This window comes from Bradyrhizobium sp. AUGA SZCCT0160, from assembly GCF_018130105.1.
Taxonomy (GTDB): domain Bacteria; phylum Pseudomonadota; class Alphaproteobacteria; order Rhizobiales; family Xanthobacteraceae; genus Bradyrhizobium.
Genome location: NZ_JAFCMD010000006.1, coordinates 213,724 through 239,122 on the forward strand (window position 1 = coordinate 213,724; position 25,399 = coordinate 239,122).

26 protein-coding genes are annotated in these 25,399 nt (G+C 63.9%); 18 read left to right on the plus strand and 8 right to left on the minus strand.

Annotated features, from left to right (window positions below):
- Positions 1-107: 107 nt before the first annotated feature.
- Together JQ558_RS12755 and JQ558_RS12760 are read right to left on the minus strand one after the other, a co-directional pair.
- Positions 108-659 (minus strand): biotin transporter BioY, encoded by a 552-nt coding sequence (locus tag JQ558_RS12755; RefSeq protein ID WP_212293911.1) that lies wholly within the window; start codon positions 657-659, stop codon positions 108-110.
- 108 nt (positions 660-767) lie between these two features.
- Positions 768-1,955, minus strand: coding sequence for a pyridoxal phosphate-dependent aminotransferase (locus JQ558_RS12760; protein ID WP_212293831.1), 1,188 nt, complete (start codon positions 1,953-1,955; stop codon positions 768-770).
- Positions 1,956-2,192: 237 nt separating this feature from the next.
- Between JQ558_RS12760 and JQ558_RS12765 the strand changes: the two genes are divergently transcribed.
- The 10 genes from JQ558_RS12765 to JQ558_RS12810 all read left to right on the plus strand — a co-directional run bounded on the left by JQ558_RS12765 (position 2,193) and on the right by JQ558_RS12810 (position 12,281).
- Complete coding sequence (locus JQ558_RS12765; RefSeq protein WP_212293832.1) at positions 2,193-3,593, plus strand: M48 family metalloprotease; 1,401 nt, start codon at positions 2,193-2,195, stop codon at positions 3,591-3,593.
- Positions 3,594-3,707: 114 nt separating this feature from the next.
- A complete protein-coding gene (locus JQ558_RS12770; RefSeq protein WP_212293833.1) occupies positions 3,708-4,475 on the plus strand; it encodes a DsbA family protein in 768 nt (255 codons plus the stop codon).
- Positions 4,476-4,612: 137 nt separating this feature from the next.
- Positions 4,613-5,545, plus strand: coding sequence for a hypothetical protein (locus JQ558_RS12775; RefSeq protein WP_212293834.1), 933 nt, complete (start codon positions 4,613-4,615; stop codon positions 5,543-5,545).
- Between the two features lie 200 nt (positions 5,546-5,745).
- The gene (locus JQ558_RS12780; protein ID WP_212206716.1) at positions 5,746-6,465 is read left to right on the plus strand and encodes a DUF1236 domain-containing protein; all 720 of its coding nucleotides are present in this window, start codon (positions 5,746-5,748) and stop codon (positions 6,463-6,465) included.
- 234 nt (positions 6,466-6,699) lie between these two features.
- Positions 6,700-7,167, plus strand: a complete 468-nt coding sequence (gene aroQ / locus JQ558_RS12785; RefSeq protein WP_212293835.1) for a type II 3-dehydroquinate dehydratase — start codon at positions 6,700-6,702, stop codon at positions 7,165-7,167.
- 56 nt (positions 7,168-7,223) lie between these two features.
- On the plus strand, positions 7,224-7,715 hold the full coding sequence (accB, locus tag JQ558_RS12790) for an acetyl-CoA carboxylase biotin carboxyl carrier protein (RefSeq protein ID WP_192739824.1): 492 nt from the start codon (positions 7,224-7,226) through the stop codon (positions 7,713-7,715).
- Positions 7,716-7,739: 24 nt separating this feature from the next.
- Positions 7,740-9,101, plus strand: coding sequence for an acetyl-CoA carboxylase biotin carboxylase subunit (gene accC, locus JQ558_RS12795; RefSeq protein ID WP_212206696.1), 1,362 nt, complete (start codon positions 7,740-7,742; stop codon positions 9,099-9,101).
- Between the two features lie 122 nt (positions 9,102-9,223).
- Entirely contained in the window at positions 9,224-10,756 is a 1,533-nt protein-coding gene (locus tag JQ558_RS12800) for a CHASE3 domain-containing protein (protein ID WP_212293836.1), read from the plus strand.
- On the plus strand, positions 10,753-11,193 hold the full coding sequence (locus JQ558_RS12805; protein WP_212206692.1) for a response regulator: 441 nt from the start codon (positions 10,753-10,755) through the stop codon (positions 11,191-11,193). Before JQ558_RS12800 ends, JQ558_RS12805 begins: the two co-directional genes overlap by 4 nt.
- Positions 11,190-12,281 carry a sensor histidine kinase gene (locus JQ558_RS12810; RefSeq protein WP_212206689.1) on the plus strand — a complete coding sequence of 364 codons (1,092 nt, stop codon included), beginning with the start codon at positions 11,190-11,192 and terminating at the stop codon, positions 12,279-12,281. The genes JQ558_RS12805 and JQ558_RS12810 overlap by 4 nt, the downstream gene beginning before the upstream one ends.
- A 116-nt stretch (positions 12,282-12,397) precedes the next feature.
- On the opposite strand, the gene JQ558_RS12815 is transcribed toward JQ558_RS12810, so the two are convergent.
- Positions 12,398-13,369 carry a tripartite tricarboxylate transporter substrate binding protein gene (locus JQ558_RS12815; RefSeq protein ID WP_212293837.1) on the minus strand — a complete coding sequence of 324 codons (972 nt, stop codon included), beginning with the start codon at positions 13,367-13,369 and terminating at the stop codon, positions 12,398-12,400.
- A 115-nt stretch (positions 13,370-13,484) separates the two neighbouring features.
- On the opposite strand from JQ558_RS12815, the gene aat reads away from it, so the two are divergent.
- On the plus strand, positions 13,485-14,165 hold the full coding sequence (aat, locus tag JQ558_RS12820) for a leucyl/phenylalanyl-tRNA--protein transferase (protein ID WP_212293838.1): 681 nt from the start codon (positions 13,485-13,487) through the stop codon (positions 14,163-14,165).
- A 118-nt stretch (positions 14,166-14,283) separates the two neighbouring features.
- The gene (locus tag JQ558_RS12825) at positions 14,284-15,312 is read left to right on the plus strand and encodes a hypothetical protein (RefSeq protein WP_212293839.1); all 1,029 of its coding nucleotides are present in this window, start codon (positions 14,284-14,286) and stop codon (positions 15,310-15,312) included.
- A 92-nt stretch (positions 15,313-15,404) separates the two neighbouring features.
- Here the strand turns inward: JQ558_RS12825 and JQ558_RS12830 are convergent, their stop codons facing one another.
- Entirely contained in the window at positions 15,405-16,385 is a 981-nt protein-coding gene (locus JQ558_RS12830) for a DUF2155 domain-containing protein (protein ID WP_212206675.1), read from the minus strand.
- A gap of 260 nt (positions 16,386-16,645) precedes the next feature.
- Between JQ558_RS12830 and JQ558_RS12835 the strand changes: the two genes are divergently transcribed.
- The 3 genes from JQ558_RS12835 (at position 16,646) to JQ558_RS12845 (ending at position 19,692) form a co-directional block, all read left to right on the plus strand.
- A complete protein-coding gene (locus JQ558_RS12835) occupies positions 16,646-17,425 on the plus strand; it encodes an SDR family NAD(P)-dependent oxidoreductase (protein ID WP_212293840.1) in 780 nt (259 codons plus the stop codon).
- A gap of 76 nt (positions 17,426-17,501) precedes the next feature.
- A complete protein-coding gene (locus tag JQ558_RS12840; RefSeq protein WP_212293841.1) occupies positions 17,502-18,449 on the plus strand; it encodes an alpha/beta hydrolase in 948 nt (315 codons plus the stop codon).
- 34 nt (positions 18,450-18,483) lie between these two features.
- The gene (locus JQ558_RS12845) at positions 18,484-19,692 is read left to right on the plus strand and encodes a citrate transporter (protein ID WP_312014985.1); all 1,209 of its coding nucleotides are present in this window, start codon (positions 18,484-18,486) and stop codon (positions 19,690-19,692) included.
- A gap of 55 nt (positions 19,693-19,747) precedes the next feature.
- Here JQ558_RS12845 and JQ558_RS12850 read toward each other — a convergent pair whose 3' ends face one another.
- Entirely contained in the window at positions 19,748-20,269 is a 522-nt protein-coding gene (locus JQ558_RS12850; RefSeq protein WP_212206660.1) for an N-acetyltransferase, read from the minus strand.
- A gap of 27 nt (positions 20,270-20,296) precedes the next feature.
- Positions 20,297-21,235 (minus strand): GlxA family transcriptional regulator, encoded by a 939-nt coding sequence (locus JQ558_RS12855; protein ID WP_212293843.1) that lies wholly within the window; start codon positions 21,233-21,235, stop codon positions 20,297-20,299.
- Positions 21,236-21,446: 211 nt separating this feature from the next.
- Here JQ558_RS12855 and JQ558_RS12860 point away from each other — a divergent pair, with 211 nt between their 5' ends.
- Positions 21,447-22,133: a DJ-1/PfpI family protein gene (locus JQ558_RS12860; RefSeq protein WP_212293844.1), complete on the plus strand. Its 687-nt coding sequence runs from the start codon at positions 21,447-21,449 to the stop codon at positions 22,131-22,133.
- A 372-nt stretch (positions 22,134-22,505) separates the two neighbouring features.
- Here JQ558_RS12860 and JQ558_RS12865 read toward each other — a convergent pair whose 3' ends face one another.
- Positions 22,506-22,916 (minus strand): NADH:ubiquinone oxidoreductase subunit NDUFA12, encoded by a 411-nt coding sequence (locus tag JQ558_RS12865; RefSeq protein ID WP_212293845.1) that lies wholly within the window; start codon positions 22,914-22,916, stop codon positions 22,506-22,508.
- A 269-nt stretch (positions 22,917-23,185) separates the two neighbouring features.
- On the opposite strand from JQ558_RS12865, the gene JQ558_RS12870 reads away from it, so the two are divergent.
- Entirely contained in the window at positions 23,186-23,851 is a 666-nt protein-coding gene (locus JQ558_RS12870; RefSeq protein WP_212293846.1) for a BA14K family protein, read from the plus strand.
- 55 nt (positions 23,852-23,906) lie between these two features.
- On the opposite strand, the gene JQ558_RS12875 is transcribed toward JQ558_RS12870, so the two are convergent.
- Positions 23,907-24,770: a DMT family transporter gene (locus tag JQ558_RS12875; protein WP_212293847.1), complete on the minus strand. Its 864-nt coding sequence runs from the start codon at positions 24,768-24,770 to the stop codon at positions 23,907-23,909.
- A 215-nt stretch (positions 24,771-24,985) separates the two neighbouring features.
- Between JQ558_RS12875 and JQ558_RS12880 the strand changes: the two genes are divergently transcribed.
- Positions 24,986-25,393 (plus strand): response regulator, encoded by a 408-nt coding sequence (locus JQ558_RS12880; protein WP_212293848.1) that lies wholly within the window; start codon positions 24,986-24,988, stop codon positions 25,391-25,393.
- Positions 25,394-25,399 lie beyond the last annotated feature (6 nt).

The following is a 25,399-nucleotide window of genomic DNA, read 5'->3' on the forward strand; positions in this document are numbered from 1 at the left end:
GTATATTCCCGTTCAACCTGCGGCGTTCTGCCACACCTCCGCCCGCTAGCATAGCCAAAATTATTTCAGCCAGCGGAAATCAGGGGCATTGCTGCGGGGTTGATCGGTCAGCGGCGGTCGAATGGGCGCCGCAACAAAGGCATGAGCGTAGCGCCGAGCGCGTTCTTGATCAGCGACGCCGCGATGAACGGCGCTATTCCAACCAGCCACGCCTTTTCAACGCCGAGCTTGATGCCAAATGCCAGCCAGGCAAACCCGGCCGCAAGAATGATGACGTGGCCGAGTCCCATGGCGACGAAAAGCAGGGGTACTGACCGATCCCAGCCACGCTCGCTCAGCCATCCCGTGACGAAGGCCGCCGCCACGAAGCCGTAGAGATACCCGGCCGTGGGACCGAGCAACGGCGCAAGACCGCCGGTGGGGCCCGCGAATACCGGAAATCCGATCGCGCCTTCGGCGAGATAGGCCACGATGGTTGCGCTGCCGAGGCGCCAGCCATAGGCCGCCCCGATCATCAATACGACCAGCGTCTGCAGCGTCATCGGCACGTAGGGCAACGGCAGGTTGACCTTTGCCGACAGGGTCAGCAGCGCGGTTCCCAATGCAACCAGGATCACGCCGCGCAACAGACCGGAGCGATCTGCAGGATGCGGCCACAGAACGGCGGCGAGCGGAAAATGCGGTGCAGCGACAGGCTGAGATGTGTCGGACAAGATGGTTCCCCGATTAGATGGCAGATATGGATGAGTGATGGTGGCTGATGCGCCCTACCCGAGCCACTTCGCGATGCGGGCCACGGCTTCGCGCATCTCGTCGGAAGAGCGCGCATAGGAGAAGCGAACAAAGGCGCGTCCGTGGATCGGGTCGAAATCGACGCCCGGCGTGGCCGCGACGTGGGCTTTCTCCAGCATCCGGCTGGCGAATTCAAAGCTGTCGGATGTGAACTGCGAGACGTCGGCATAGAGATAGAACGCGCCGTCGGCCGGCAGGAAATTGGTCAGGCCGGCCTTCGGCAATCCATCGATCAGGATGCGGCGGTTCTCCTGATAGCCGCGCTTGATCGCTTCCATTTCCGCCGCCCCCTCGAACGCGGCCTCGGCTGCGATCTGCGACAGCGTAGGCACCGAGATCGACAGGTTCTGCTGCAACCGCTCGATCGGCCGCACCAGCGGCTCCGGCACCACCATCCAGCCGACGCGCCAGCCGGTCATGCAGAAATATTTCGAGAATGAATTGATCACCAGCGCCTGCGGCGACAACTCGGCGGCCGACACCGCCGGGAACGCGTAATCGAGACCGTGATAGATCTCGTCCGAGATGAAGCGAATGCCGGCGCTCTCGGCCGCCGCCATCAGGCTGGTGAGCGCCTCCCGCGACATCATGGTTCCCGTCGGATTGGCGGGACTGCCGACCAGCACGCCCTTGAGCGGCGTCTTGCGATGCGCCGCCAGCAAGGCTTCGCCGGTCAGCGCGTGGCGTGTCGCGCTCGTGGTCTCGATCAGCACCGGCTCGCAGCCGAGCGCGGTGAGGATGTGCCGGTACGGCGGATAACCGGGCACGGTCACCGCCACGCGGTCGCCCGGTTCGAACATCGCAAGAAAGGCCAGGATGAAGCCGCCCGACGAGCCCGTGGTGACCACGATCCGCTCAGGATCAATGCTACAGCCGTAAGTATCGCGGTAGTGCCGGGCGATGCGCGCCCGCAGCGAGGGAATGCCGAGCGCGGAGGTATAATCAATCCGGCCGTCGTCGAGCGCAAGACGCGCCGCCGCCAGCGCGGTCTTTGGAGCGGGCGCTGCCGGCTGACCGACCTCCATGTGAATGACGTGGCCGCCGGCCGCCTCGATGCGGGCCGCCGCCGCCATCACGTCCATCACCATGAAAGGTGGAACATCGCTCCGGCTGGAAGCCGTTAGCAGGGTGTTCGCAGCGTCCCTAAGAGTCGATTCGAGCATCGCTATCTGCAATTTGATCGGTCAAGCCCGATTTCGAGTTCCGGCGCCCGTTACCGCCCCAGACTGGCCGTATTCGGTGGCTCCTTATAGCGCTTTCAAGCCAAGTGGATACTGGTCCGCGGGAAGAAAAAAAGCGTCAAAACAAGAGACTGGCGTTCGGTTCTGATCTAATCAGGGCTGCTCGGCCCGAGCGCCGATGACTGCCAGTTCCGCCGCCAACGCCCAATAGATCGCTTCATGTTGTTCCGCCATGCGCACCGCAAAACGACGCTGAAACTGACCGCCCTCGCCACGGCGGCCGCGCTTGTCATGACGCCGACGCTCGCGGCGGCCCAGAACAAGGGCCCCCCGGTGCTGCGCGACACCGAGTCGGAGCAATTGCTGCGCGACTACACAAGGCCGATCCTGCGCGCCGCCGGCATGGAGAAGCAGAACATCCAGATGGTGATTATCAACGAAGGCGTCTTCAACGCTTTCGTTGCCGACGGTCGCCGCATCTTCGTCAACTACGGCGCGATGATGCAATCGGAGACACCGAACCAGATCATCGGCGTGCTCGCGCACGAGACCGGCCATCTGGCCGGCGGTCACCTCTCAAAACTTCGCGAGCGGCTGGCGGAAGCGCAGACCCAGATGATCATCGCCATGCTGCTCGGTGCCGGCGCGATGGTGGCGGGCTCGCGCGGTGGCGGCAACAGCGGCCTGGCCAATGCCGGCGCCGCCGCGATGTCGGCACCCGCCGAGGTGATCAAGCGCACTCTGCTTTCCTATGTGCGGCAGCAGGAGGAAAACGCCGACAAGGCCGGGGTGAAATTCCTCAATGCCACCGGCCAGTCGGCCCGCGGCATGTTTGAGACCTTCAAGCGCTTCTCCGATGAGAGCCTGTTCGCGGCGCGCGGCGCCGACCCCTACGTGCAGTCGCACCCGATGCCGGCCGAGCGCGTCCGCGCCCTGGAAGAGCTCGCGCGTTCCAGCCCCTATTGGGACAAGAAGGACGACCCCGCCCTGCAAATGCGCCACGACATGGTGCGCGCCAAGATCTCCGGCTTCATGGAGCGGCAGGACACCGTCTTCCGGCGCTATCCGCTGTCCAACACCGGCGTGCCCGCGCGTTATGCGCGCGCCATCACCACCTATCTGCATGGCGACCTGCGCAGCGCGCTGGCCCAGATCGACAGCCTGATCCAGCTGCAACCGGCCAATGCCTATTTCTACGAACTCCGCGGACAGGCTTTGCTGGAAGGCGGCAAGCCGGCCGAGGCCATCGCGCCGCTGCGCAAGGCGGTACAGCTTTCCAACAACGCCCCGCTCATCGAGATGCTGCTTGGGCAGGCGCTGGTGGCGTCCGACAACAAGGCCTACACTGAAGAGGCGATCGCCATCCTGCGCGCGGCGCTGGCGCGCGAGACCGAAGCCCCGATCGGCTACATGCAGCTCGCGATGGCCTATGGCCGCAAGGGCGACTACGCGCAGGCCGATCTGGCATCGGCCCAGGCCGCGTACCTCCGCGGCGACAACAAGACCGCGCGCGACCTCGCCTCGCGAGCCAAGACGCGGTTCGCGATCGGGACCCCGGGATGGGTCAAAGCTGACGATATTGTGAGCGCCAAACCGCTTCCCGGCCAAAGAAGCAACTAGCGCCGCTACCGGAAATAAACTGAGTTGCACGACAACCGAACCTGGACACCAAGCGTATTCCAAGTGCCGGCCTTCATGAGAACGGCCCGGAACTCGCCACCCAAGGATTTACCGATGCCTTTGCTCCGTCACCTTGCTTCCGCCCTGTTCGCGATCGCCCTGTGCGGCGCGTCGCTGCCGGCTTCCGCGCAGAGCTTTTCCGATGTCCAGCGCAAAGACATCGAGAACATCGTCCGGGAGTACCTGATCGCCCATCCCGAGGTGCTGGAAGAGGCGATGGCCGAACTGACCAGGCGCCAGTCCGCCGCCGAAGCCGAGAAGCATCAGGCCAGCATCGCCAAGAACGCCAATGCGATCTTCAACTCGCCGCGCAACGTGACGCTCGGCAACAAGGACGGCGACGTCACCTTCGTCGAGTTCTTCGATTACAATTGCGGCTACTGCAAGCGCGCGATGCTCGACATGATGGAATTGATGAAGGGCGATCCCAAGCTGAAGGTCGTGCTTAAGGAATTCCCGGTGCTGAGCACAGGTTCAGTCGAAGCCGCCCAGGTCGGGGTCGCGGTGCGGATGCAGGATCCGACCGGAAAGAAATATCTCGACTTCCACCAGAAGCTGCTCACCGGCCGCGGTGCCGCCGACAAGGCCCGCGCGCTTGCGGTCGCCAAGGAAGCCGGCCTCGACATGGCCAGGCTCGAAAAGGATCTGGCAAGCCCCGAAATCCGCGCCACCCTCGAGGAGAACATGAAGCTCGCCGAGGCCATGGGCATGAACGGCACCCCGAGCTATGTGATCGGCAAGCAGGTCGTGATCGGCGCAGTCGGCGTCGAGACCCTCAAGGAAAAGATCAGCATCGCCCGCTGCGGCAAGGCGACCTGCTGAAGCCAGACGCCCTGTATCATTCGACGGACAAAATCCGGCTGCATCGCAGCCGGATTTTTTTTGCCGCATGCCTGCTGAGGCTGAACCGCGGCGACGCTACCAGGCACTAACAGGGCTCGCACCAACAGGACCCCCGCATGAGCCTGACGCCGCCAACCACCGCCTACGACCTCGAACTCCTCAAGACCGCGCCCGCCCGCGGGACCAATACCGATCACGGCTGGTGCTACGGCCTGCCGCCCGGAATTAGCGAGAGCCAATGGCCGCTCAGCCCGTATGACGGCTTTCCGATGCAGCCCTGCTTCACGCTGAAGCTGCCCGAGCAGTATCGCACCAAAGGCGCGGACTATGTCGCGCTCACGATGTTCGCCGATCAGCAGCATGACGAGCCGAGCGAAGTCGAGACGATCGCCGAATATCTCACGTCGGAGGCATCGGACCGTCCGGCCGATCCCGATCTGTTGCCGTTCTGGCTCTACAAGCAGAACCGGCACCGGATGGAATTCCGGATGAAAGACGTCATCGACCACAATTTCGCAGCGATCTGGTTGACGGAAGCCGAGTTCGCAGGACCGCTGTGTCAGCCCCCTCGCCTCGCCGGCAACGCGCTGCTGCAAGCGAATCCGGCGCCGCCTTGGCTTGAGAGCGGTTCGGCGCGCGCGGTTTTCGATCTTCAGATCGCCAGCTATGACAGCGTCGATGAGATCGCCAACAAGTACTGGTACCGGCTGTTCGGGCGCGTGCCCGAGATCGGCCACCACGCCTACGGCATTGCGGTCGCGGTGCGTGACGGCGATCCCAATGTCGGCCGTCCGCCGCGCGACAAGCTGTTGCACAAGGATGAACTCGGCGATTACATCGCGCCCTACAGCAAGGGCGCCGAGCGGTTCGAACTGGAGCGGCTGTCCGGGCGCAATCATCTCGGCGGCACGATGTTTCCCTGCCAATGGACGCCGAAGTACAGCGCGACCTATCTCGAAATCGAAGAGCATTTCGGCGGCTTCAATTTCGGCGGCGGCAACGCTCAGCTCGATCTCGAAACGATGGAGTTCGACTGGGCCTGCGGTTAACAGCGTTTTCGAGCGAACGCCTGCCCCGAACTTGATGCGGGGGGCAACGGTTCGGGTCAAGAAAACGCGTCTTGCCAAGTTGAGTTTCAAATTCACCCCGCATTCATCAAACTAATCTGATGGAACCGCGATTGGGCAGGAACATCGCACATCTCCTTTCGTTGTCGGTGCGGGCAATGCATCCACGTGAGGAGAATTCTATGTCTAATCGTTTTCTGATTTCAGCCGCCGTCGCGGCACTGATCGCCGGAACGGGCTTTGCAAATGCGCAGGGCACCGGCATGAGCAAAGAGTCGCCGTCGGCTGGTCCCGCGACCCAGCAGACCGCGCCGTCACCGGGCGGTGCCGGGTCGGGCACGATGCAGCGCGATAGCGGCGGCGCTTCCGACATGAAGGGCGCAAAGGGCGCGGAATCCAACGAGAAGATGCCGTCGAGCAAGAGCGCTCAGGACACCAAGTCGCCCGCCGGTGAGAAGAGCATGCGCTCCGAGACCGAACCCAAGGGCGGCAAGGACATGAAGGCCGAGGGCCGCGATAGCAAGACCGGCATGGACTCCAAGAGCGCAACCGACAGCAAGGGTGCGGCGGACAGCAAGACCGGCACGGCCCAGACCGACAGCAAGTCGGGCGCCACCACCGGCAACGCCGCGACTTCGGCAACCGCAGCACCTCCGGCTGAAAAGCGCTCGCAGATCACAACCGCCATCAAGTCGGAGACGAGCATCCGGGAAACCACCAACGTCAACTTCAATATCTCGGTTGGCACGCGGGTTCCGAGCTCGGTCACCTTCTATCCGCTTCCGCCGCGGATCGTCGAGATCTATCCGGAATGGCGCGGCTATCAGGTCATCCTGGTCAAAGGCCGCTATGTGATCGTGCGCCCGCAGACGCATGAGATCGTCTACATCATCGAGGGCTAACGTCCTTCGCAAGTGACGGCAATTGGGGGGTGGGCAGCAATGCCCGCCCCTTTTGCGTCGGGACTTCGCGCTCTTTAACCTTGGTTAATGAGTGATTTCCGTAGGTTCCATAGGCCTTTTTACGAACCGGTTGAGGCGCTTGAAGGGTGTTCAAAACCCCCATCAGGCTTCCCCTTGGCCGCGTTGTTACCTATAACCCCGCGACCTACCCGCCCCCTTTTGCTGGAATTCTGGATGGCCCAGGCCCCTGCCCCGACAATCCTCGTCCTCAACGGCCCGAACCTCAATTTGTTGGGGACGCGCGAGCCCGAGACCTATGGCCATGCCACTCTCGCCGATGTCGAGAAATTGTGCGCGGAGACGGCGACGCAATTCGGCCTCGTGGCCGATTGCCGGCAGTCCAACCGCGAAGGCGAGCTGATTGATTTCATCCACGAGGCCCGCGCCAAGCAAATGGTCGGCATCATCATCAATGCCGGCGGCTATTCCCACACCTCGATCGCGCTGCATGACGCGCTGGTCGGGGTGAAAATCCCGACCGTTGAAGTGCACATCAGCAATATCCACGCCCGCGAGAGTTTCCGGCACCATTCGTTCACGGCCAAGGCCGCCTTCGCGTCGCTGTGCGGCTTCGGCATCGACGGCTACCGGCTCGCAATCAACGGCCTTGCCGCCAAAATCGGCGTCAAGGCAAAAGCCTGATAATCAAAAGCCTGGCGCTTCAGCCGTCATCACCCAGAGAATTCCGGACCCCGCATATGGCTAGCAAGCCTGACAACAAATCAGCCGCAAATTTCAAGAGCGACGACAGTGCGCTGATCCGCGAACTGGCGTTGCTGCTCGACGAAACCAGCCTCACCGAAATCGAGATCGAGCGCGCGGGCCTGCGGGTACGCGTGGCGCGCAACATCACCGTCACGGCTTCGATGCCGGGCAATTACCAGCAGGCCCCGTCGGCGCATGCGGCACCGGCCGCGAACGTGACGCCGGCGGCGATCGCCGATCTGGCCAAACACCCCGGCGCAGTCCCCTCGCCGATGGTCGGCACCGCCTACTCGGCGCCCGAACCCGGCGCCAAACCATTCATCGAGGTCGGCACCAAGGTGTCGGTGGGACAGACCCTGCTGATCATCGAAGCCATGAAGACGATGAACCAGATTCCATCGCCGCGCGCGGGCACCGTGACGCAGATTCTCGTCGAGGACGGCCAGCCGGTCGAATTCGGCGAGCCGTTGGTGATCATTGAATAGAATCCGTCAACGTCAGGCGCTGCGATGTTCGACAAGATCCTGATAGCCAATCGCGGCGAGATCGCCCTTCGCGTGCTGCGTGCGTGCAAGGAACTCGGCATCTCCACGGTCGCCGTGCATTCCACCGCCGACGCCGACGCGATGCATGTGCGGCTTGCCGACGAAAGCGTCTGCATCGGGCCGCCGCCGTCAAAAGACAGCTATCTCAACATCCCCTCGCTGCTCGCGGCCTGCGAGATCACCGGCGCCGATGCGGTGCATCCCGGCTACGGCTTCCTGTCCGAGAACGCCCGCTTCGCCGAAATCCTCGCCGAGCACAATCTGCATTTCATCGGCCCGAAAGCCGAGCACATCCGCCTGATGGGCGACAAGATCGAAGCCAAGAAGACCGCCAAGAAGCTCGGCATTCCCGTGGTGCCCGGCTCCGATGGCGCGGTCGGCCCCGAAGACGACGCGATGGCGATCGGCAAGGCGATCGGGTTTCCGGTGCTGGTCAAAGCCGCTGCCGGCGGCGGCGGACGCGGCATGAAAGTCGCGCACACGGCCGATGAGCTGTTGATGGCGCTCTCGACCGCCTCCAACGAGGCCAAATCCGCGTTCGGCGACGCTTCGGTCTATCTCGAGAAATATCTGACCAGGCCGCGCCACATCGAGATCCAGGTGCTGGGCGATGGCCGCGGCGGTGCCATCCATCTCGGCGAACGCGACTGTTCGCTGCAGCGCCGTCACCAGAAGGTCTGGGAGGAAGGCCCCTCACCGGTTCTCTCTGCCGCCGCACGCGCCAAGATCGGCGCCACCTGCGCCAAGGCGATGCAGGACATGAAATATCTCGGTGTCGGCACCATCGAGTTTCTGTACGAGGACGGCGAGTTCTATTTCATCGAAATGAACACCCGCATCCAGGTCGAGCATCCCGTCACCGAAAGCATCACCGATATCGACCTCGTGCTGGAACAGATCCGCATCGCCGCCGGCGGCGACCTGCCGGCGACGCAGGACGAGATCGCCATCATCGGCCACGCCATCGAATGCCGCATCAATGCGGAAAATCCGCAGACGTTTCGTCCCTCGCCGGGCAAGATCACGCAATTCCATCCACCCGGCGGCCTCGGCGTCCGGATCGATTCCGCCGTCTATCAGGGTTACGTCATCCCGCCCTATTACGACTCGCTGGTCGGCAAGCTGATCGTTCACGGCAAGACCCGCGGCGAATGCCTGATGCGGCTGCGCCGCGCGCTGGACGAGATGGTGGTCGAAGGTATCGAGACCACCCTGCCGCTGTTCCGCGCCCTGGTCCGCGAGCCCGGTATCATCGACGGCGACTACCACATCCATTGGCTGGAGCAGTATCTCGCCGGCCAGGCCGAAAAGACCAAGACTTCCTGAGTAACGCCCTGAACCGGCCCCTTTTGCCCGTGGAACCAATCGTTCCCCCTGGGCGTTGAGCGGTATTGGGGGCCTGTCTGGCAGGGGCGGTTTGTTTCGTTTGTTCATGACGCGAGATCATTGTGAACACTAAAGCCCAGCGCCGCCGCGCTTTGGGGCAAATCCTGCTGCTTGCGGCGGGATTTTCGGTGCTGGTGGGGATCAGCGCCTTATCGGTCATTCTCGTCCATGAGGCCCGCAAGGATAGCGGCAAGGTCGTGCATACGGTCGAGGTCGAGAACCAGCTTTCGACCTTGCTGTTGCAGATCCGCCGCGCCGAAAGCTCGGCGCGCGGCTATCTCCTGACCTCAGAGCCTCGCTTCCTGACCGAGCACGAGTCCGCCACCGCGACCATCCTCCCCGATATCGACAAGCTGATCCGGCTAACCTCGGACAATCCGGTCCAGGCCGAGAACGCCCGGCGGCTGCGGCCGCCGGTCGAAGCCCGGCTTGCCGAATTTGCCAAGGCCATCGCATTCGTCAAACGCAACGACCTCGCCGGCGGCATCGCGATGCTGCGTGAGGCCGGCAACAGCGACGCCGTCCAGAAGATCGGCGACCTCAGCAACGCGATGCGCGCCGAGGAGAACCGGCTGTTCGCCCTGCGCACCGCGACCGCGGACCGCACGCAGCAACTGGCCTCGGCGGTGACGGTGGCGGGTTCCGGCCTCGTGATCGCGCTCGCCGGCATCTCGATCTTCCTGGTGCGCCGCTCCTCGCGCGCCCGCGACGATGCCGAAACCCAATTGCGCGACAACAATATCCACCTCGAGACCACGATCGACGAGCGCACCGCCGATCTGCGCGAAGCCAACGACGAGATCCAGCGCTTCGCCTATATCGTCAGCCACGATCTGCGCTCGCCGCTGGTGAACATCATGGGCTTTACCAGCGAGCTCGAGGAACTGCGCAGCGACATCTTCAAGCGGATCGCGACCCTGGCGCGCGCGCAATCGGCCGCGCCGGCGACGGCTGACAACGCCACCGATAGCGCCGAGCCCGTCCTCGAAGGACCCGACAAGCAATTGTCGGAAGACTTCACCGAGGCGCTGGGCTTCATCAAATCCTCGATCGCCAAGATGGACCGGCTGATCTCGGCCATCCTCAACCTCACCCGCGAAGGCCGGCGCGAATTCGAACCGGTTCGGATCGAAACCCGCGAACTGATCGAGGGCATTGTCGCGACGGTGGCGCACCAGGCCGCTGAAGCCCAGGCCCAGATCCGCATCGAGCCGCTGCCGAACATCGTCAGCGACCGCCTGGCGCTGGAGCAGATTTTCTCCAATCTGATCGAAAATGCACTGAAATACCTCAAGACCGGCGTTCCCGGCGACATCCAGGTGCGCGGCCGCACCAAACTCGGCTTTGCTATTTTCGAGATCACCGACAATGGGCGCGGTATTGACCCCAAGGACCATCAGCGCATTTTCGAGCTGTTCCGCCGCGCCGGAACCCAGGACAAACCTGGGCAAGGCATCGGCCTTGCGCACGTCCGCGCGCTGGTGCGGCGGCTCGGCGGAACCCTGTCGGTCGCCTCGGAACTTCACAACGGCAGCACATTCACGATTACACTGCCGATCAATTGGACCATTCGTAACCGGAACACACAGTCATGAGTAATCCAGTCACTATCATCATGATCGAGGACGACGAGGGCCACGCCCGCCTGATCGAGCGGAACATCCGCCGTTCCGGTGTCAACAACGAGATCATCCCGTTCACCAGCGGTACAGCCGCGCTGAAGTACCTGTTCGGCAAGGATGGAACGGGCCTTGTTCACAAGGGCAACGCGCTATTGATCCTGCTCGATCTCAACCTGCCCGACGCGTCGGGCATCGATATCCTGAAGCAGGTCAAGGACAACAAATATCTCAAGACGACCCCGGTCGTGGTGCTGACCACGACCGACGATTCCCATGAAATAAAGCGTTGCTACGACCTCGGTTGTAACGTGTACATCACCAAGCCGGTGAATTACGAAAGCTTCGCCAACGCCATTCGCCAGCTTGGCCTGTTCTTTTCCGTCATCCAGGTACCGCCAGCCGCCACATGACAACAGCCACGCCGACACTGCTGTATATCGATGATGACGCCGGGTTGGCGCGGCTGGTCGATCGCGGCCTGACGCGGCTCGGCTTCAAGGTGGTGCATGCCGCCGATGGCCAGCAGGGCCTCGACCGCCTGGCGCAAGGCGGCATCGACGCCATTGCGCTCGACCAGTACATGCCGGGTCTCGACGGCCTCGAAACGCTGGAACGGATTCTGGCGATCCCGGGGGCGCCGCCGGTGGTGTTCGTCACGGCCTCGCAGGATTCGGCGATTGCCGTCACCGCGCTGAAGGCGGGCGCGGCGGACTATCTCGTCAAGGACGTGCAGGGCGAGTTCATTCCCCTGCTCCAGGTCGCCGTTAACGGCGCGCTGCGGCAGGCGGAGATTCAAAGAGCCCGCGACGAGGCCGAGGCCGAAGTCCACGCCTCGCGCGACCGCTACGCGGCGCTGGCCGCCGAGCGCGAGGTGCTGCTGCGCGAAGTCAATCACCGCGTCGGCAACTCTCTGCAGATCATCGCCTCGCTGCTGCACCTGCAGGCCAATTCCGCTGTTCAGGACGACGTCAAGGCGGCGCTCACCAATGCGATGGGGCGCGTCGCCGCGGTCGCCCAGGTCCATCGCCGGCTCTACACCTCGCACGATCTGAAGAGTGTGCTCTTGAACCAGTATCTCGAGGCGCTGCTGGAGGACCTGCGGCGCTCGGCCGAGGGCAATCGGATGTCGCGGCTGACGCTCAAGGCCGAGCCCATCGAGATCGACCCCGATCGTGCGGTCGCGATCGGCATCATCGTCAACGAGCTGATCATGAACGCCGTCAAATACGCCTACCCCGACGGCGCCGGCCCGATCCACGTCGAGCTCAAGCCTCTCGGCGACGAACTCCTGCTGTCGATCACCGACGACGGCGTGGGCCTCAACGTCAAGGCCGACCCGCGTTCGACCGGCATGGGACAGCGCATCGTCTCGGCCATGGCATCAAAGCTCGAAGCCGACGTCGCGCGCGATCCCGATCATGCCGGCACCAAGATCGTGCTGCGCTTTGCCCGCGTCAACAAGCCGGCGCCGCGGCCGAATGAAGCCGCGGCGGGGTAATAGGCCTTTTGCGGAATTTGAACCGCGACCTGCTAAGAAAGCGCCCCGGCGCCTAGACTCTTATTTTGACGCGTTTTCTTCACGCGAACCGGGCATCCACTTCGCTCGAAAACGCTTTAGGTCGGCGCAAGTCCGGCCTCGCGTATGATCGCTGCGGTCTCTTCGAACTCCTTCTTCTGGAAGCTCGCAAAGCGCTCCGGACTCGCGGAGCCCCGCAGCTCCAAACCTTCCTTGCTGAGTGCCTGTTGCAGCGACTTGTCCCCTATCACCGATTGGATCGCCTCGTGCAGCCTTTTCACGACGGCAACAGGGGTCTTCGCGGGTGCGAAGAGGCCAAACCACCCAACCGAATCCATTCCCTTGAGGCCAACTTCGTTGGCTCCCGGAATTTCCGGCATGACGGAGGAGCGTTCCGCGCTCGTTGCGCACAGCGTTACAAGTGCACCTGAGTTGACATGCGGCAGGATCGATGGGGGCGTTCCGATGATCATCGGAATGTTGCCACCCAGCACCGCGGTAACGGTTTCAGCGCCGCCCTTGAAGGGAATATTGACAAGCTTGATCCCGGCGATCTTGGAGATCTGGACGGCCGGGATCTGGAAGCCGACGTTGGAGGTTCCATAGAACACCCCATCGCGCTCTCCCTTGGCTTTCGCCAGGAATTCTGCCCAGTTCTTCACGCCATACCCGGCTGATACGGCGACGAGATTCGAATTCGTTGTAACCTGGGAAATCGGCGCAAGCGCCGTCAGTGGATCATACGATAATTTCAGCATCGTCGGCGCGATCACCTGGGCGACGTTCGAGCCGAGATAAAGCGTATGTCCATCCGGTTCGGCGCGCAGGGCCTGCACGGCCGCCAGTGTCGAAGATGCGCCAGGAACGTTCTCGATCAGATGCTTGGCGCCCAATACTGCATCGAGGCGATGTGCAAATTGGCGCATCGTCAAATCGGCCGAGCCGCCCGGAGGGAATCCGACAAGAAAACGGATGATTTTTGATGGGTACTGCTGCGCGCGTGAGGCGGTAGGCAATACGGCGGCTGCAGCGGTTGAAATCGAGTATTGCAGGAAGCGGCGTCGGTTCATTTTCTTTCGTCCAGTCCTCCGGCGGCCGTACTTCTTCTTTCCCGGGATCCAGGCCGTGCCGCCGCTTTTTTTCAAGGCATAGCACAGGCCACCGGCTCCCTGCTATTCTCCCGCCATGACATCGCGCGAGTCTGCCGTTTCCGAAATCACGCCAGAGGTGCTGCTGCGCGCCTATGCCTGCGGGATCTTCCCGATGGCCGAAAGCGCCGACGACCCCACCCTGTTCTGGGTCGAGCCGGAAATGCGCGGAGTGATCCCGCTCGACGGCTTTCGCATCGCCTCGCGGCTTGCGCGCACCGTGCGCTCCGACGCCTTCACCGTCACCGTCGACACCGCCTTCAAGGCGGTCATTGCGGGCTGCGCGGCGCCGCAGACCGGGCGTGACGACACCTGGATCAACAAGCGGATCCGCGATCTCTATGTCGGACTGCACCAGATCGGGCACTGCCACAGCGTCGAGGTCTGGCAGAACGACGATCTGGTCGGCGGATTATATGGCGTGAGCCTCGGCCGCGCCTTCTTCGGCGAGAGCATGTTCCACACCGCCAGAGATGCCTCGAAGGTCGCGCTGGTGCATCTGGTGGCGCGTCTGATCGCGGGAGGGTTTGAGCTGCTCGACACGCAATACGTCACGGAGCATTTGAAGAGCTTCGGCGCGGTCGAAATTTCCAGGCGCCGTTACCGCACCATGCTCGACCGGGCGATCACGGGCGAGCCAGCGGATTTTCTGAAATTGCCGTCCGATCGCCCGGTCAGCGGCGCCGACGCACTCGCGATCATCGCGGCGCGCGGCTGAAGACCTGTCCTGTTTGGCATTGTGACATCCGTCACAGCCCCTCCCCGTGACCTCTCTTATCCCTGTTTGCAGGGCCGCTGGGAATGCTCCGCCTCCGACAACGACAGGGATCGCTCAGATGAGCAACGCGCTGCACGCGACACCGGCGGCCCGGCCCGGCGAAAACTTCGTCGCGATCCACGGCGCCGAACAGGCCGTTGCCAGCGTGCCGCCGCCGCTCACATTCATCATGCCGCCCCGGTTGCCGCCGCCGCTGCCCAAGCGCCCGGCGCAGAACGTCATCGCGCGGCACTGGCGCGGCGAACTTTCGCTGCCGCGCTCCTACTGGATCAATTATGTGGTGCTGGGCACGAGCTTCGGACTTGCGTCCGCCGTTCTGGGCGCTGCGATCAACCCAAGCGTCGGCGAACAGCCGGTGCGCTGGCTGATCTCCCACGGCCTGACCTGGATCGCGATCATCCTGTTCACGATCTGGGGCGCGATCGGCGTCTGGCGCGCGGCGACCGCCTACCGACAGACAGGAAAGCGCTTCTGGGGCACCGCCGCCAAGGCGACCATGGCGCTCGGCGCTTTCCACCTCGTTTACAGTGTCTACTACGTCGCGATTCCGCAGGGCCTCGGCATCTACGAGATCGCGGCCGGCGATGCGCGCCTCGCGTCACACCAGTTCAAGGTGCTGAATAACGGCACCATGCTGGATTTCTCCGGAGGTATCTCGTTCGGCACGGCGAAGGAGTTCGAGACCATTCTGAAGGCGTTGGACAATGTGTGCACCGTGCGGCTGAACTCGAACGGCGGGCGCGTCGCGGAGGCGCAGAAGATCTCCGACCTGATCAAGGCGCGAGGCCTGTCGACCTACGTTACCCATCAATGCGCTTCCGCCTGCACCATCATGTTCCTCGGCGGCAAGCAGCGCCATCTGCACGCGAACGCCGCCTTCGCCGAACGCGCCAACAGCGCGGGTCCCTCGGGCATGTGGTTTCCCGAACAGAGCGAATTGCTGCGCGAGCGCGTGGTGACGTCGATCTTCAACCCGCAGCCGCCGAAGCCGGTGGCAACCGCGGCGCCGGCGCCATCTGCTCCCGCTTCGCGTAGCGTGCCCGTGCTGCCAAAGACGCAAGCGGCCTATCAGGGCGCGCCGCTATAAGCGATTACGGAGCGTGCCGATCCCGGCTGAGAATATTCGCCTTGTCGTATGTCTGCTGGCATCGACGAGAACCGATGCGGCGGGGACGCCGCCTAATTCCCGAACAAGCCACCAAACAGCCCGCCGGGCCGTTGTTGCTGCGGCGGCGGTGGCGGCGGTTGCTGCTGGAACTGCGGCTGCGGCGGCAGCCCCGACGGCGGCGGACGCGGCGCGGCCTGCTTCGGCGCCGGCGGGCGCTTGGCGGCAGGCGGCGGCGGAGCCGGCTTCGGCAGTTCAGGCTGCGCGCTGACGATGGTCTGGTCGGGGCCTTTGCAGTCGGTCAGCCAGATATCGTAGACCGGGTGCTCGACGCCGTGCAGCCCGGGGCTCGCGGCGTACATCCAGCCCGAGAAGATCCGCTTCACCTCGCCCTGCAGCGTGATCTCGTCGACCTCGACAAAGGCGTCGGTATTGGCAGCTTCGGTGGACGGCCGCGTGTAGCAGGCCGACGTCTTCACGCGCAGCGCGCCGAACTGCACCGTCTCGCCGATGTCCTCGTCGAAATTGATGATCCGGCCGGTGATCTTGTCGAGGCCGGAGAAGCTCGCCTTCTTGTTGGTAACCTTCGACGCCGGAGGCTCGGACACCACTTCGTCGCCCGGCTGCAGGCTCGCCGAGGCCGGCGGAACGGGCCCCTTGGGCTGGCGCTGCCCCGGTGGCGGCGGCGCGGCGCCCGGCGCACCCGGCTGCGGCGGCGCTACCGCGATCCCCGGCTGGGTGTTCTGCGGAACGACGGTGGTGCCGGGCGGCGGCGCCAGCGGCTGGGTCTGCACGCTGCCGGGCGGAGGTACGCCCTGCCCCGGAGCGGGGCGGTTCGGCGTCGGCAACAGCCGGCCGCGCGGCAATTCGGGCACTTCCTCCTCGTCGTCGAATTGCTGCTGTTGCTGCTGGTTGCCACGGGGAATCGCGCCTGGCGGCCGCAGCGGCGGATCGGAAAAAATATTGCCGATCTGCGCGCGCGCGGGCGGCGCAAGCGACATTGTCGAGGCGGCCACCAGGGCCGCAATACCAGTCAGGGCAATGGTTCGAAACATCTCGCGCGGCTTTAAAGGGCGAATCGGGCTCGCGACATAGTACAATCTATCCGCCGCTCGCGTGCCCACCGGTTAACACGTGGAATACGGCGGGGAAAGGGCGGTTACCCCTCTCTAGGGACGGGCTTCGCCCGCCCCGCGACCTCTGGTCAGCCCCCGCCACAAATGAAATAGTCGCCCCGAGCGAGCGCTTGCGCGGTCCCTCGTGCGAAAACCGTCAAAATCCGGGACAACCGGACGAGCCAGAGGAAACCCCAGACATGACCGATCGAATTCGCCTGGACGGCCGGGTCGCCGTCGTCACCGGTGCGGCCGGCGTCATCGGAACCGCCACCATCAGGCTGCTCGCCGAGCGCGGGGCACGCATTGTCGCCGTCGACCGCAAGGAGGCCGACCTCAAGGCCGCCATCAAGGAGTTGCCGGCCTCCGCCGAGGCGCTGGCGATCGCCGCTGACGTCACCCAGGAGGACGAAGTCGCCGACTATGTCCGCGCCAGCGTCGACAAATTCGGCACCATCGACGCCTTCTACAACAACGCCGGCATCGAGGGCGACATCAAGCCGATCCCACAATATTCGCTGGAGAGTTTTCGCCGGGTGCTCGACGTCAACGTGGTCGGCGTCTTCCTCGGTATGAAGCATGTGCTGCCGGTGATGCTCAAACAGAACAAGGGCAGCATCATCAACACCGCCTCGATCGCGGGCCTGATGGGATCGCCCTACATCGCCGTCTACAGCGCCAGCAAGCATGCGGTGATCGGACTAACCAAGACCGCAGCCTGGGAATGCACCGGCACCGGCGTCCGCGTCAACTGCGTCTGTCCAGGCCTGATCGACAGCCGGATGCTGTCGACGATCTATCAGGGACGCAACGGCGGCAATGCCCCGATGCCGATCGAAAAGATGGTCGACCGGATTCCGGCGCGGCGGCTCGGACATGCTTCCGAGGTCGCCTCCGTCGTGGCGTTCCTGGCGTCCGATGAGGCCAGCTACGTCACCGGCTCTTCCTACACCGTCGACGGCGGCCGGACGGCTGCCTAGCCTTCGTCATTCCGGGTTCACTCGCTTCGCGAGCGCCCCGGAATGACAGCACAAAACACCAGAGGTCTTCATCCCCATGCCCGTCGTTCTCGATCCCGATGCCGCCGCCGTCTACAAGGCCTTCCAGGAAGCCGGCCGCCCGCCTTATGAGTCGGGAACACCGACCCAGGCCCGTTTGATGTATCTGGCCGCTCGGCCTGTCGCCAATCCCGAACCGCCCGAACTGGAATCCGCTACACCGCTCTCAATCCCCGCCCCGCATGGCGCGATCCCGGGGCGCATCTACACGCCGAAGAGCCTGCGAAAAACCGGCGGCCTCGCGCCCTGCCTGGTATTCTATCACGGCGGTGGCTGGGTGATCGGCGATCTGGATTCTCACGACGTGGTCTGCCGCAAGCTCGCGCATGAGGGCGAGTTGATCGTGATCTCGATCGACTATCGCCTCGCCCCCGAACACAAATTCCCCGCCGCCGTCGACGACGCGGTGACGGCGGTGAAATGGGTCGCGGCCAATGCGAAGGACCTCGGCATCGACACGGCCCGCATCATGGTCGGCGGCGACTCAGCCGGCGGCAATCTCGCTGCCGTAGTCGCGCTCGCGGCGCGTGACGGCGATGGGCCAAAGCTCGCGGGTCAGGTGCTGATCTATCCCGCGACGGATTTTGGGATGAAGCATCCCTCGCACAGCGAGCCCGAGACCAGCATTCTGCTGACGCATTCCGTGATCAAATGGTTCTGCAACCATTATCTCAGCAGCCCCGCCGACATCGACAATTGGCAGGCCTCACCGGCGCGCGCCAAAACGCTTGAAGGACTGCCGTCAGCCTATGTGCTGACCGCCGGCGGCGATCCGCTGCGCGACGAAGGCGACGAATACGCCGCGCGGCTGAAGCAGGCCGGCGTACCCGTGACCTACAAGCACTTCCCCGGCCAGTTCCACGGATTCTTCACCATGGGCAAGCTGTTGCCACAGGCCAATGTCGCGGTCACCGAGATCGCGAACTGGATGAAGGCGCTGAATTGACAAACTCGCTCGCGCGACAGAATTGACGGCAACCATGCTCATCTTCGGGATACCCGTCGACTTCATCCTGTTCGCGCTCACGCTGCTCGGCGTGGCGCTGTTTCATCGCCACACCCTGCCTGTCGCATTGACGGGGCTTGCGGCCATCATCCTCTACAAGCTGATCTTCACCGGCTTCAAACACGGCGCCGGCCTTGGTGGCCTCGGCCACCACATGGCGCATGAATGGGTGACGCTGGCCAATCTGTTCCTGCTGCTGATGGGATTTGCGCTGCTGTCGCGGCATTTCGAGGAGAGCCGGATTCCCGCCGAAATGCCGGCGCTGCTGCCGGAAGACTGGAAGGGCGGCGTCATTCTCCTGGTGCTGGTGTTCGTACTGTCCAGCTTCCTCGACAATATCGCCGCCGCCCTGATCGGCGGCACCGTGGCGCGCAGTGTTTTCCGGGGCAAGGTCCATATCGGCTATCTCGCGGCCATCGTCGCGGCCTCGAATGCGGGAGGCGCCGGCAGCGTCGTCGGCGACACCACCACCACGATGATGTGGATCGCCGGGGTCAGTCCCCTCGCCGTCGTCGAGGCCTATATTGCCGCCATCGCCGCGATGCTGATCTTCGCCGTGCCGGCGTCGCTGCAGCAGCAGCGCTATTCGCCGATCGTCAAGAATCCACCGAGCGGAGTGAAGATCGACTCCATGAGGGTGTTCATCGTCGCCGCCATACTCGTGGCCGCACTGGCCGCCAACATCACTGCCAATCTGAAATTCCCTGACCTGCTCGACGTCCTCCCCGTGCTCGGCATCGCGGTGTGGGCCGTGATCCTGTCGACCGCGGCGTTGCGCAAGCCGGACTGGTCGGTGATGCCGGAGACCTTCAAGGGCACCATCTTCCTGCTGGCGCTGGTGACGGCGGCATCGATGATGCCGGTCGAGAAACTCCCCGCCGCCTCGTGGCCGACGACGCTCGGGCTCGGCTTTGTCTCCGCGGTGTTCGACAATATTCCGCTGACCGCGCTCGCGCTGAAACAGGGCGGTTATGATTGGGGCTATCTCGCCTACGCCGTCGGCTTCGGCGGATCGATGATCTGGTTCGGCTCCTCCGCGGGCGTCGCGCTGGCGAACATGTATCCGGAAGCAAAATCCGTCGGCCGATGGATCACCCAGGGCTGGCCGATTGCGGTTGCCTACGTCGTCGGATTCTTCGTCATGCTCGCCATTCTCGGCTGGCGTCCCGACGCGCCGCTTTAGCGCATCGCTCGCCTCGCCCACGCCGCTGCGAATGCACACATATGCCGGCGGTGGTCTACGTTGCGACCGGACGCCGAAGATCGATTTTCATCACGTCGTTTTCGTAAGCCTGGTCGCCGATCCGAAACTGCGTGGTGCCGATCTTGTTGAAGCCATGCCTGAGATAGAAGCCGATCGCTCGGCTGTTCCTGGCATTGACCGTCAACCAGACGCTCTCGCCGCCGAGGTCCCGGCAATGCTCCAGCGCACAGTGTAACAATGCGGTGCCCCTTCCGCCCGACTGCTGCCTCGGCCGAACAAAGAGGGTTTTGATTTCCAGCGGCGAGCAATCGGCCAAAGGCGGCGTTGCCGACGAACACACGGTCACGAACCCGTCAATTCCGGTGCCGTTCTCCGAGACCCAACTCGCCTTGCCGGGATCGCCGATCGCATCGCGAAGATTCTGCGCCGTAAATTCCGAGAGAATATAGTCCGCGAAGTGGGCACTGATGCCCTTTCGAAGATAGGTGTTCATCCAGACCTCGATGCTCACCGCAGCGAGCGTCGACGCGTCGTGTTCATTCGCCTTCCGGATCATGTCGGCTGATCTCGCCGCATCAGCGCATCACCCCGCGCGTGCCGCGCGCCGCAGCGATTGCGGCGGCTGGCCGAAGGCGCGGATGAAGGCGCGGCGCATCCGTTCCGGATCGCGAAAGCCGGTGATCTCGGCGACGCGTTCGATCGCCTCGCTGGACGACTGCACGCGCTGCCGCGCCACCTCGATCCGCAACCGCTCGACCGCCTTTGAGGGCGTAGTGCCGGTCTCGGCAATGAAAGCGCGGGTGAAATGCCGCGAACTCATGCCGGCCTGCTCGGCCAGGTCCTCCACCGTGAGCGGCGCATCGAGATGTTCGCGCGCCCATGCCAGCAGCGGTCCGAACCGTCCGGTCGGCGACTTCAATTCCAGCAGCGACGAGAATTGCGACTGGCCGCCGCTGCGGCGATGATAGAGAACGAGCTGCTTGGCGGTGCGCTGCGCGATTTCATCTCCGTAATCCTCGACGACCATCGCGAGCGCGAGATCGATGCCCGCTGAGATCCCCGCCGAGGTCCAGACATTGCCGTCGCGTGTGTAGATCCGATCGGCTTCCAGCTTCACTTTCGGATAGGCCGACACGAAGTGCCGCGTGCGTTGCCAATGCGTGGTGGCGCGACGTCCGTCGAGCAGACCGGCCTCGGCCAGAACGTAAGCGCCGGAGCAAACGCTGGCGACGCGGACGCCGCGCCTAGCCAAAGCCCGCACGAAGGCCAGCGTCTTCGGGCAGATCGCCGCCGTTCGCACGCCCTCGCCACCCGCCACGATCAACGTCGTGATCGCGCTGGAAGGTTTGAAGCCACGCGCCAGCATCTCGACGCCGGAGGTGCTGCGCACCGGATCCGGCGTCGCCGCCAAAGTCCTGATCGCAGGCGCCGCCCCCGAGAAGCGCGCGGCGATTTCGAACACCGAAATCGGCCCCGCGGCATCGAGCAGCTGAAAGTCCGGAAAGATCAGCACACCGATCATTTGAGGTTATGTCCTTAAATGAGGGAAATATGGCATTTCTGACAAGAGGCCATCATGTTAGGATGCACAAGTCAAGGCCGCGGTCGTCATGCCCGGACTTGATCCGGGCATCCATCGTTCTTCGCAAGATTCTTTGCGAAGTGGATGGATTGCCGGGTCAAGCCCGGCAATGACGAACTGCTGGTAGAACTCGCAAAGCAAAGAGGTCCTCATGTCGCCGCCGCTTCAGATCGGTCTCGTGTTGTTTCCAAAGGTGACCCAGCTCGACTTCACCGGGCCGCTGCAGGTGTTCTCCAGCGTGCCGGGCGCGCAGGTGCATCTGATCTGGAAGCGCATCGAGCCTGTGCCCAGCGACTCCGTCCTGACGATCACGCCGACGGTGACCTTTGCGGATTGCCCGCAGCTCGACGTCATCTGCGTGCCCGGCGGTTTCGGCACCGACGACATGATCAATGACGATGAGATGCTGGCGTTCCTGCGCAAGCAGGCGGACGGCGCCAAATTCATCACCTCGGTCTGCACGGGATCGCTGGTGCTGGGTGCGGCCGGCCTGCTGAAAGGATACCGCGCAGCGACGCACTGGACCGCGATGGATTTTCTCTCCGCGTTCGGCGCGATCCCTACCAGGACCCGCGTCTGCGTCGACCGCAATCGCGTCACCGGCGGCGGCGTCACCGCAGGGATCGATTTCGCGCTGACGCTGGTGTCGCTGCTGGTCGACCGGCGGACCGCCGAAGCGATCCAGCTCCGGCTCGAATACAACCCGGCGCCGCCGTTCAATTCAGGCTCGCCCGACACCGCGCCGCCGGAAATCCTCGCCCTGATGAAAGACAAGATCGCGCCCGCGCAAGCCCGCCGCACCGAAATGATCGGCCGCGCCGCGGCAAGGATGACGTAACGCGCCGCCTGCGCTAAGGCAAAAAGAAAAAGGCCGCCTGGTTGCCCAGACGGCCTTTCCTTTCCTACGGCGGCGCCACATTGACGGGCGATTTCAGAACTTCTGCACCGGGGGCCTATCTCCCAGCCGTATCCTGATCGGGTGCCGCTGCTCATCGGGACAGTCGCGAACTGGAGCCCGAACCGTACGCGATGGTTTCCCATCTCCGTAAGATGGGTTCATTGAACGGCGAATGGGGCAAGAGCGCAACCACGCAGCGGCCGATGTCCCCGCTGTTCCCGTTATTCACAGGCGAGCGACGCATCCGCGTTCACGACGCGTGCCTTGCCGCGCGGTGGTCCGCGCTCAACATAACGGTGAATCAGCTGTCTATCAGCTTCCCGGCGTCCAGGGCTGGTAGTCGCCGGTCGCCTTCGGACGGCGGCCGCTCGCCAGCGTCGAGCCGGATGGACGGTAGGCCGCCGACGTGCCGGTCAGGTTCGGCTGGTGCGGCTTTTCCCACTCGCGCGGGGTGTACGTCTCTTCGGTCGGCGCGACGTCGACGGTGTGATGCAGCCAGCCGTGCCACGATGGCGGCACCCTCGTCGCTTCGGCATAGCCGTCGTAGACCACCCAGCGCCGCTGGAAGCCGAGCGTCGGATCGATCTTGCCGCCCTTGGTGCGATAATAGGTGTTGCCCTGCTCGTCCTGGCCGACCAGCTCGCCGAAGCGCCACGTCCACAATTGGGTGCCGAAGGTCTGGCCGTTCCACCAGGTGAATATTTTGAGCAGAAACAGCTTCATGAGGGCTCGGCCGGTTCGAGAAGGCGTGGGCCGGTGATGCCATCGGCGCGCCCGATTGTCCAGACGCGATCGCCAATTGCGGCGACACTTTGCCCGGTCGCTGTTCCGGCCGTTTTTGGCGTCCAAATGTCGCGGAATCATAACGACCTGTTCATTCGACATACAGTTCCGATCTGACAGGCTCGCTGTTGCGCACGACCGGTGCGCGGGCTCGGGAACGCCCTCCTTCTCAAATGGTTAGGGTCCGTATCCCGGAGATGGAGCCAACAATGATCAATCTGAAAATTCTATGTTCCGCGGCAGCGATCGCGGTGCTTGTTGCACCGACGGTGCTGCCCAACCCGAGCTTCGCCCAGGCGCCTCCGAGCGCCGGGGGGGCCATTGGTGGTAGAGGTGGCGGCGGTGGAGCGGCTGTCGGCGGTGGTGGCGGCGGCGGAGCCGCTATCGGTGGCGGCGGAGGTTTCCGCGGTGGCGGTGGCGGAGCGATGATTGGTGGCGGTGGCGGCGCGATGGTTGGTGGCGGTGGCGGCGCCTTCCGAGGCGGCGGCGGTGCACCCCCACCGATGGCGGGCGGCATTCGTGGCGGCGGTGGCGGCGGCGTCATCGGCGGCGGTGTGGCCCCCGGCCCGAGGTTTAGCGGCGGCGGAGGCGTCTATCATGGCGGTCATCGCCATCATCATCGCCATCGCCACGGCGGTTTCTACCCCGGTTTCGCAACCGGCGTCGTTATCGGCAGCGGGCTTGGCTATTACGGCAGCAGCTACGGCTACTACAACGACCCCTACTACTACGGCGACGAATATGTCGATGACGGCGTGGTCGCGGTCGTCCCGGGCGGCGACACCGTTGCTTCCTGCAGGGCGAAATATCGCTCTTACAATGTCCGGACGCAAACCTATCTCGGCTATGACGGGCGGCGGCATCCCTGCCCGTAACGCCGGCCAGTTAACCTGAATTGGAAGAGCGGCGCATTCCGGTGCGCTGCTCTTTTCATGCGCGTAGCGCCACCGCGACGCCGCCGAGCGTGATCACCAGGGCCGCGACCTCGCGCAAGCCGAGCGGCTCATTCAGCATGGCCGCCGCCGCCAGCACGCCGACCACCGGTACCAGCAGGGTGCCGATCGATGCGGTCGCCGCCGGCAGCCGCTCAAGGGCGGCGAACCAGCAGACGTAACACAAGCAAAACTGGATCACCGTCATATAGATCATCGACGCCCAGCCGATCGATGACAGCGCAGCCAATTGCGGCTGCTCGACCGCTAGCCCGACGATCGCGATCGGCAGGCAGCCGAGGCCGACCTGCCAGGCGGCGAGCGACAATGGCGGCATCGCGAGCGGGAAATGCTTGGTCAGCACGGTGCCGAGCGCGGTGCATACCGCGCCGGCCAGGGCGAACAGGATTCCCGGCAGCTTCTCGACGCTGGCGTCGAAGCCGTTGCCGCCGAGCAGCACCGCAATGCCGGCCAGCGAGACCGTCAAGGATATGGCCCGCAACAGCGACAGCCGTTCGCCGAGGATCGGCCACGCCAGAAACGCCACCCAGACCGGGATCGAGATTCCGAGCACCGCAGCCTCGCTGGCACTCAGCCACAACAATGCGAGCCCCATGAACGCAACCCAGCCGCCGAGCGACAACGTGGAAACCAGCCACAGCCGCAGCCACATTCCCTTGGGAACGCGGAGCGTCTCCTGCCGCGCCAGCGCGATCAACGCGAGGGCTGCAGCGCCGACGATGCCGCACAGGCCGCGCGACGACAGCGGTGGCCACTCCGTCAGCAGATGTTTCATGATCGGGAAGTTGAGGCCCCACCCCACCGAGGCGATCGACAGGACGATGAGGCCGAGCGGCGACATTCGGGGACGACCCGCTGGGCGATGGATGGACACGGCGGGTTTAGATCCGGAACCGGGGACGCATTTGTTCTCGTTCTGACACAGACTACCGAATTCGCCTCTAGGCAAATCTTATATGCACTCTATCATACAGACGGCCAGTCGACGTTCCGCCTTAATCCTTGTCAGGGGTTTTTTGCGAGTCGCCGACTGCAGCCCGAGCAAAAGGAATCCGCGTGCCGCGCGTTCTCGTGGTCGATGACGACCCGATGGTTTGCGTTGCCATCGAAGTTTGTCTGCAGCGCCAGGGTTTCGAGGTCACCATTGCCGATGGTGGTGAGGCCGGGATGCAGGCGCTCGAAGCGTCCGATTTCGACGTGATGCTGATCGACGTCTTCATGCCGCACATGCGCGGGTTTGAATCAATTCGGACGTTCCACGAGCGCCGGCCCGAGGTTCCGATCATTGCGATGTCGGGCTACGCCTTCGCCAACACCGACCGCGAGCCCGATTTGCTGCGGATGACCATCGAACTCGGCGCGGCATGCTGCCTGCGCAAGCCGTTCACGCCCAACGCGCTGTTGACCAGCGTCAACGAATGCCTCACGAAACCGATACAGTCTGCGCGCCTCTCAAAAAGATGAAAATAA

What these genes read in the sequence shown, in the direction of transcription:
- aat (WP_212293838.1), top strand. Translation starts at nt 13,485, where the DNA reads ATGACATCGCGCGAGTCTGCCGTTTCCGAAATCACGCCAGAGGTGCTG.
- JQ558_RS12875 (WP_212293847.1), bottom strand. Translation starts at nt 24,770, where the DNA reads ATGTCGCCGCTCGGCCTCATCGTCCTGTCGATCGCCTCGGTGGGGTGG.
- JQ558_RS12870 (WP_212293846.1), top strand. Translation starts at nt 23,186, where the DNA reads ATGATCAATCTGAAAATTCTATGTTCCGCGGCAGCGATCGCGGTGCTT.
- aroQ (WP_212293835.1), top strand. Translation starts at nt 6,700, where the DNA reads ATGGCCCAGGCCCCTGCCCCGACAATCCTCGTCCTCAACGGCCCGAAC.
- JQ558_RS12845 (WP_312014985.1), top strand. Translation starts at nt 18,484, where the DNA reads ATGCTCATCTTCGGGATACCCGTCGACTTCATCCTGTTCGCGCTCACG.
- accC (WP_212206696.1), top strand. Translation starts at nt 7,740, where the DNA reads ATGTTCGACAAGATCCTGATAGCCAATCGCGGCGAGATCGCCCTTCGC.
- JQ558_RS12865 (WP_212293845.1), bottom strand. Translation starts at nt 22,916, where the DNA reads ATGAAGCTGTTTCTGCTCAAAATATTCACCTGGTGGAACGGCCAGACC.
- JQ558_RS12825 (WP_212293839.1), top strand. Translation starts at nt 14,284, where the DNA reads ATGAGCAACGCGCTGCACGCGACACCGGCGGCCCGGCCCGGCGAAAAC.
- JQ558_RS12770 (WP_212293833.1), top strand. Translation starts at nt 3,708, where the DNA reads ATGCCTTTGCTCCGTCACCTTGCTTCCGCCCTGTTCGCGATCGCCCTG.
- JQ558_RS12850 (WP_212206660.1), bottom strand. Translation starts at nt 20,269, where the DNA reads ATGATCCGGAAGGCGAATGAACACGACGCGTCGACGCTCGCTGCGGTG.
- JQ558_RS12775 (WP_212293834.1), top strand. Translation starts at nt 4,613, where the DNA reads ATGAGCCTGACGCCGCCAACCACCGCCTACGACCTCGAACTCCTCAAG.
- JQ558_RS12805 (WP_212206692.1), top strand. Translation starts at nt 10,753, where the DNA reads ATGAGTAATCCAGTCACTATCATCATGATCGAGGACGACGAGGGCCAC.
- JQ558_RS12780 (WP_212206716.1), top strand. Translation starts at nt 5,746, where the DNA reads ATGTCTAATCGTTTTCTGATTTCAGCCGCCGTCGCGGCACTGATCGCC.
- JQ558_RS12765 (WP_212293832.1), top strand. Translation starts at nt 2,193, where the DNA reads ATGTTGTTCCGCCATGCGCACCGCAAAACGACGCTGAAACTGACCGCC.
- JQ558_RS12810 (WP_212206689.1), top strand. Translation starts at nt 11,190, where the DNA reads ATGACAACAGCCACGCCGACACTGCTGTATATCGATGATGACGCCGGG.
- JQ558_RS12760 (WP_212293831.1), bottom strand. Translation starts at nt 1,955, where the DNA reads ATGCTCGAATCGACTCTTAGGGACGCTGCGAACACCCTGCTAACGGCT.
- JQ558_RS12835 (WP_212293840.1), top strand. Translation starts at nt 16,646, where the DNA reads ATGACCGATCGAATTCGCCTGGACGGCCGGGTCGCCGTCGTCACCGGT.
- JQ558_RS12860 (WP_212293844.1), top strand. Translation starts at nt 21,447, where the DNA reads ATGTCGCCGCCGCTTCAGATCGGTCTCGTGTTGTTTCCAAAGGTGACC.
- JQ558_RS12830 (WP_212206675.1), bottom strand. Translation starts at nt 16,385, where the DNA reads ATGTTTCGAACCATTGCCCTGACTGGTATTGCGGCCCTGGTGGCCGCC.
- JQ558_RS12855 (WP_212293843.1), bottom strand. Translation starts at nt 21,235, where the DNA reads ATGATCGGTGTGCTGATCTTTCCGGACTTTCAGCTGCTCGATGCCGCG.
- JQ558_RS12840 (WP_212293841.1), top strand. Translation starts at nt 17,502, where the DNA reads ATGCCCGTCGTTCTCGATCCCGATGCCGCCGCCGTCTACAAGGCCTTC.
- JQ558_RS12815 (WP_212293837.1), bottom strand. Translation starts at nt 13,369, where the DNA reads ATGAACCGACGCCGCTTCCTGCAATACTCGATTTCAACCGCTGCAGCC.
- accB (WP_192739824.1), top strand. Translation starts at nt 7,224, where the DNA reads ATGGCTAGCAAGCCTGACAACAAATCAGCCGCAAATTTCAAGAGCGAC.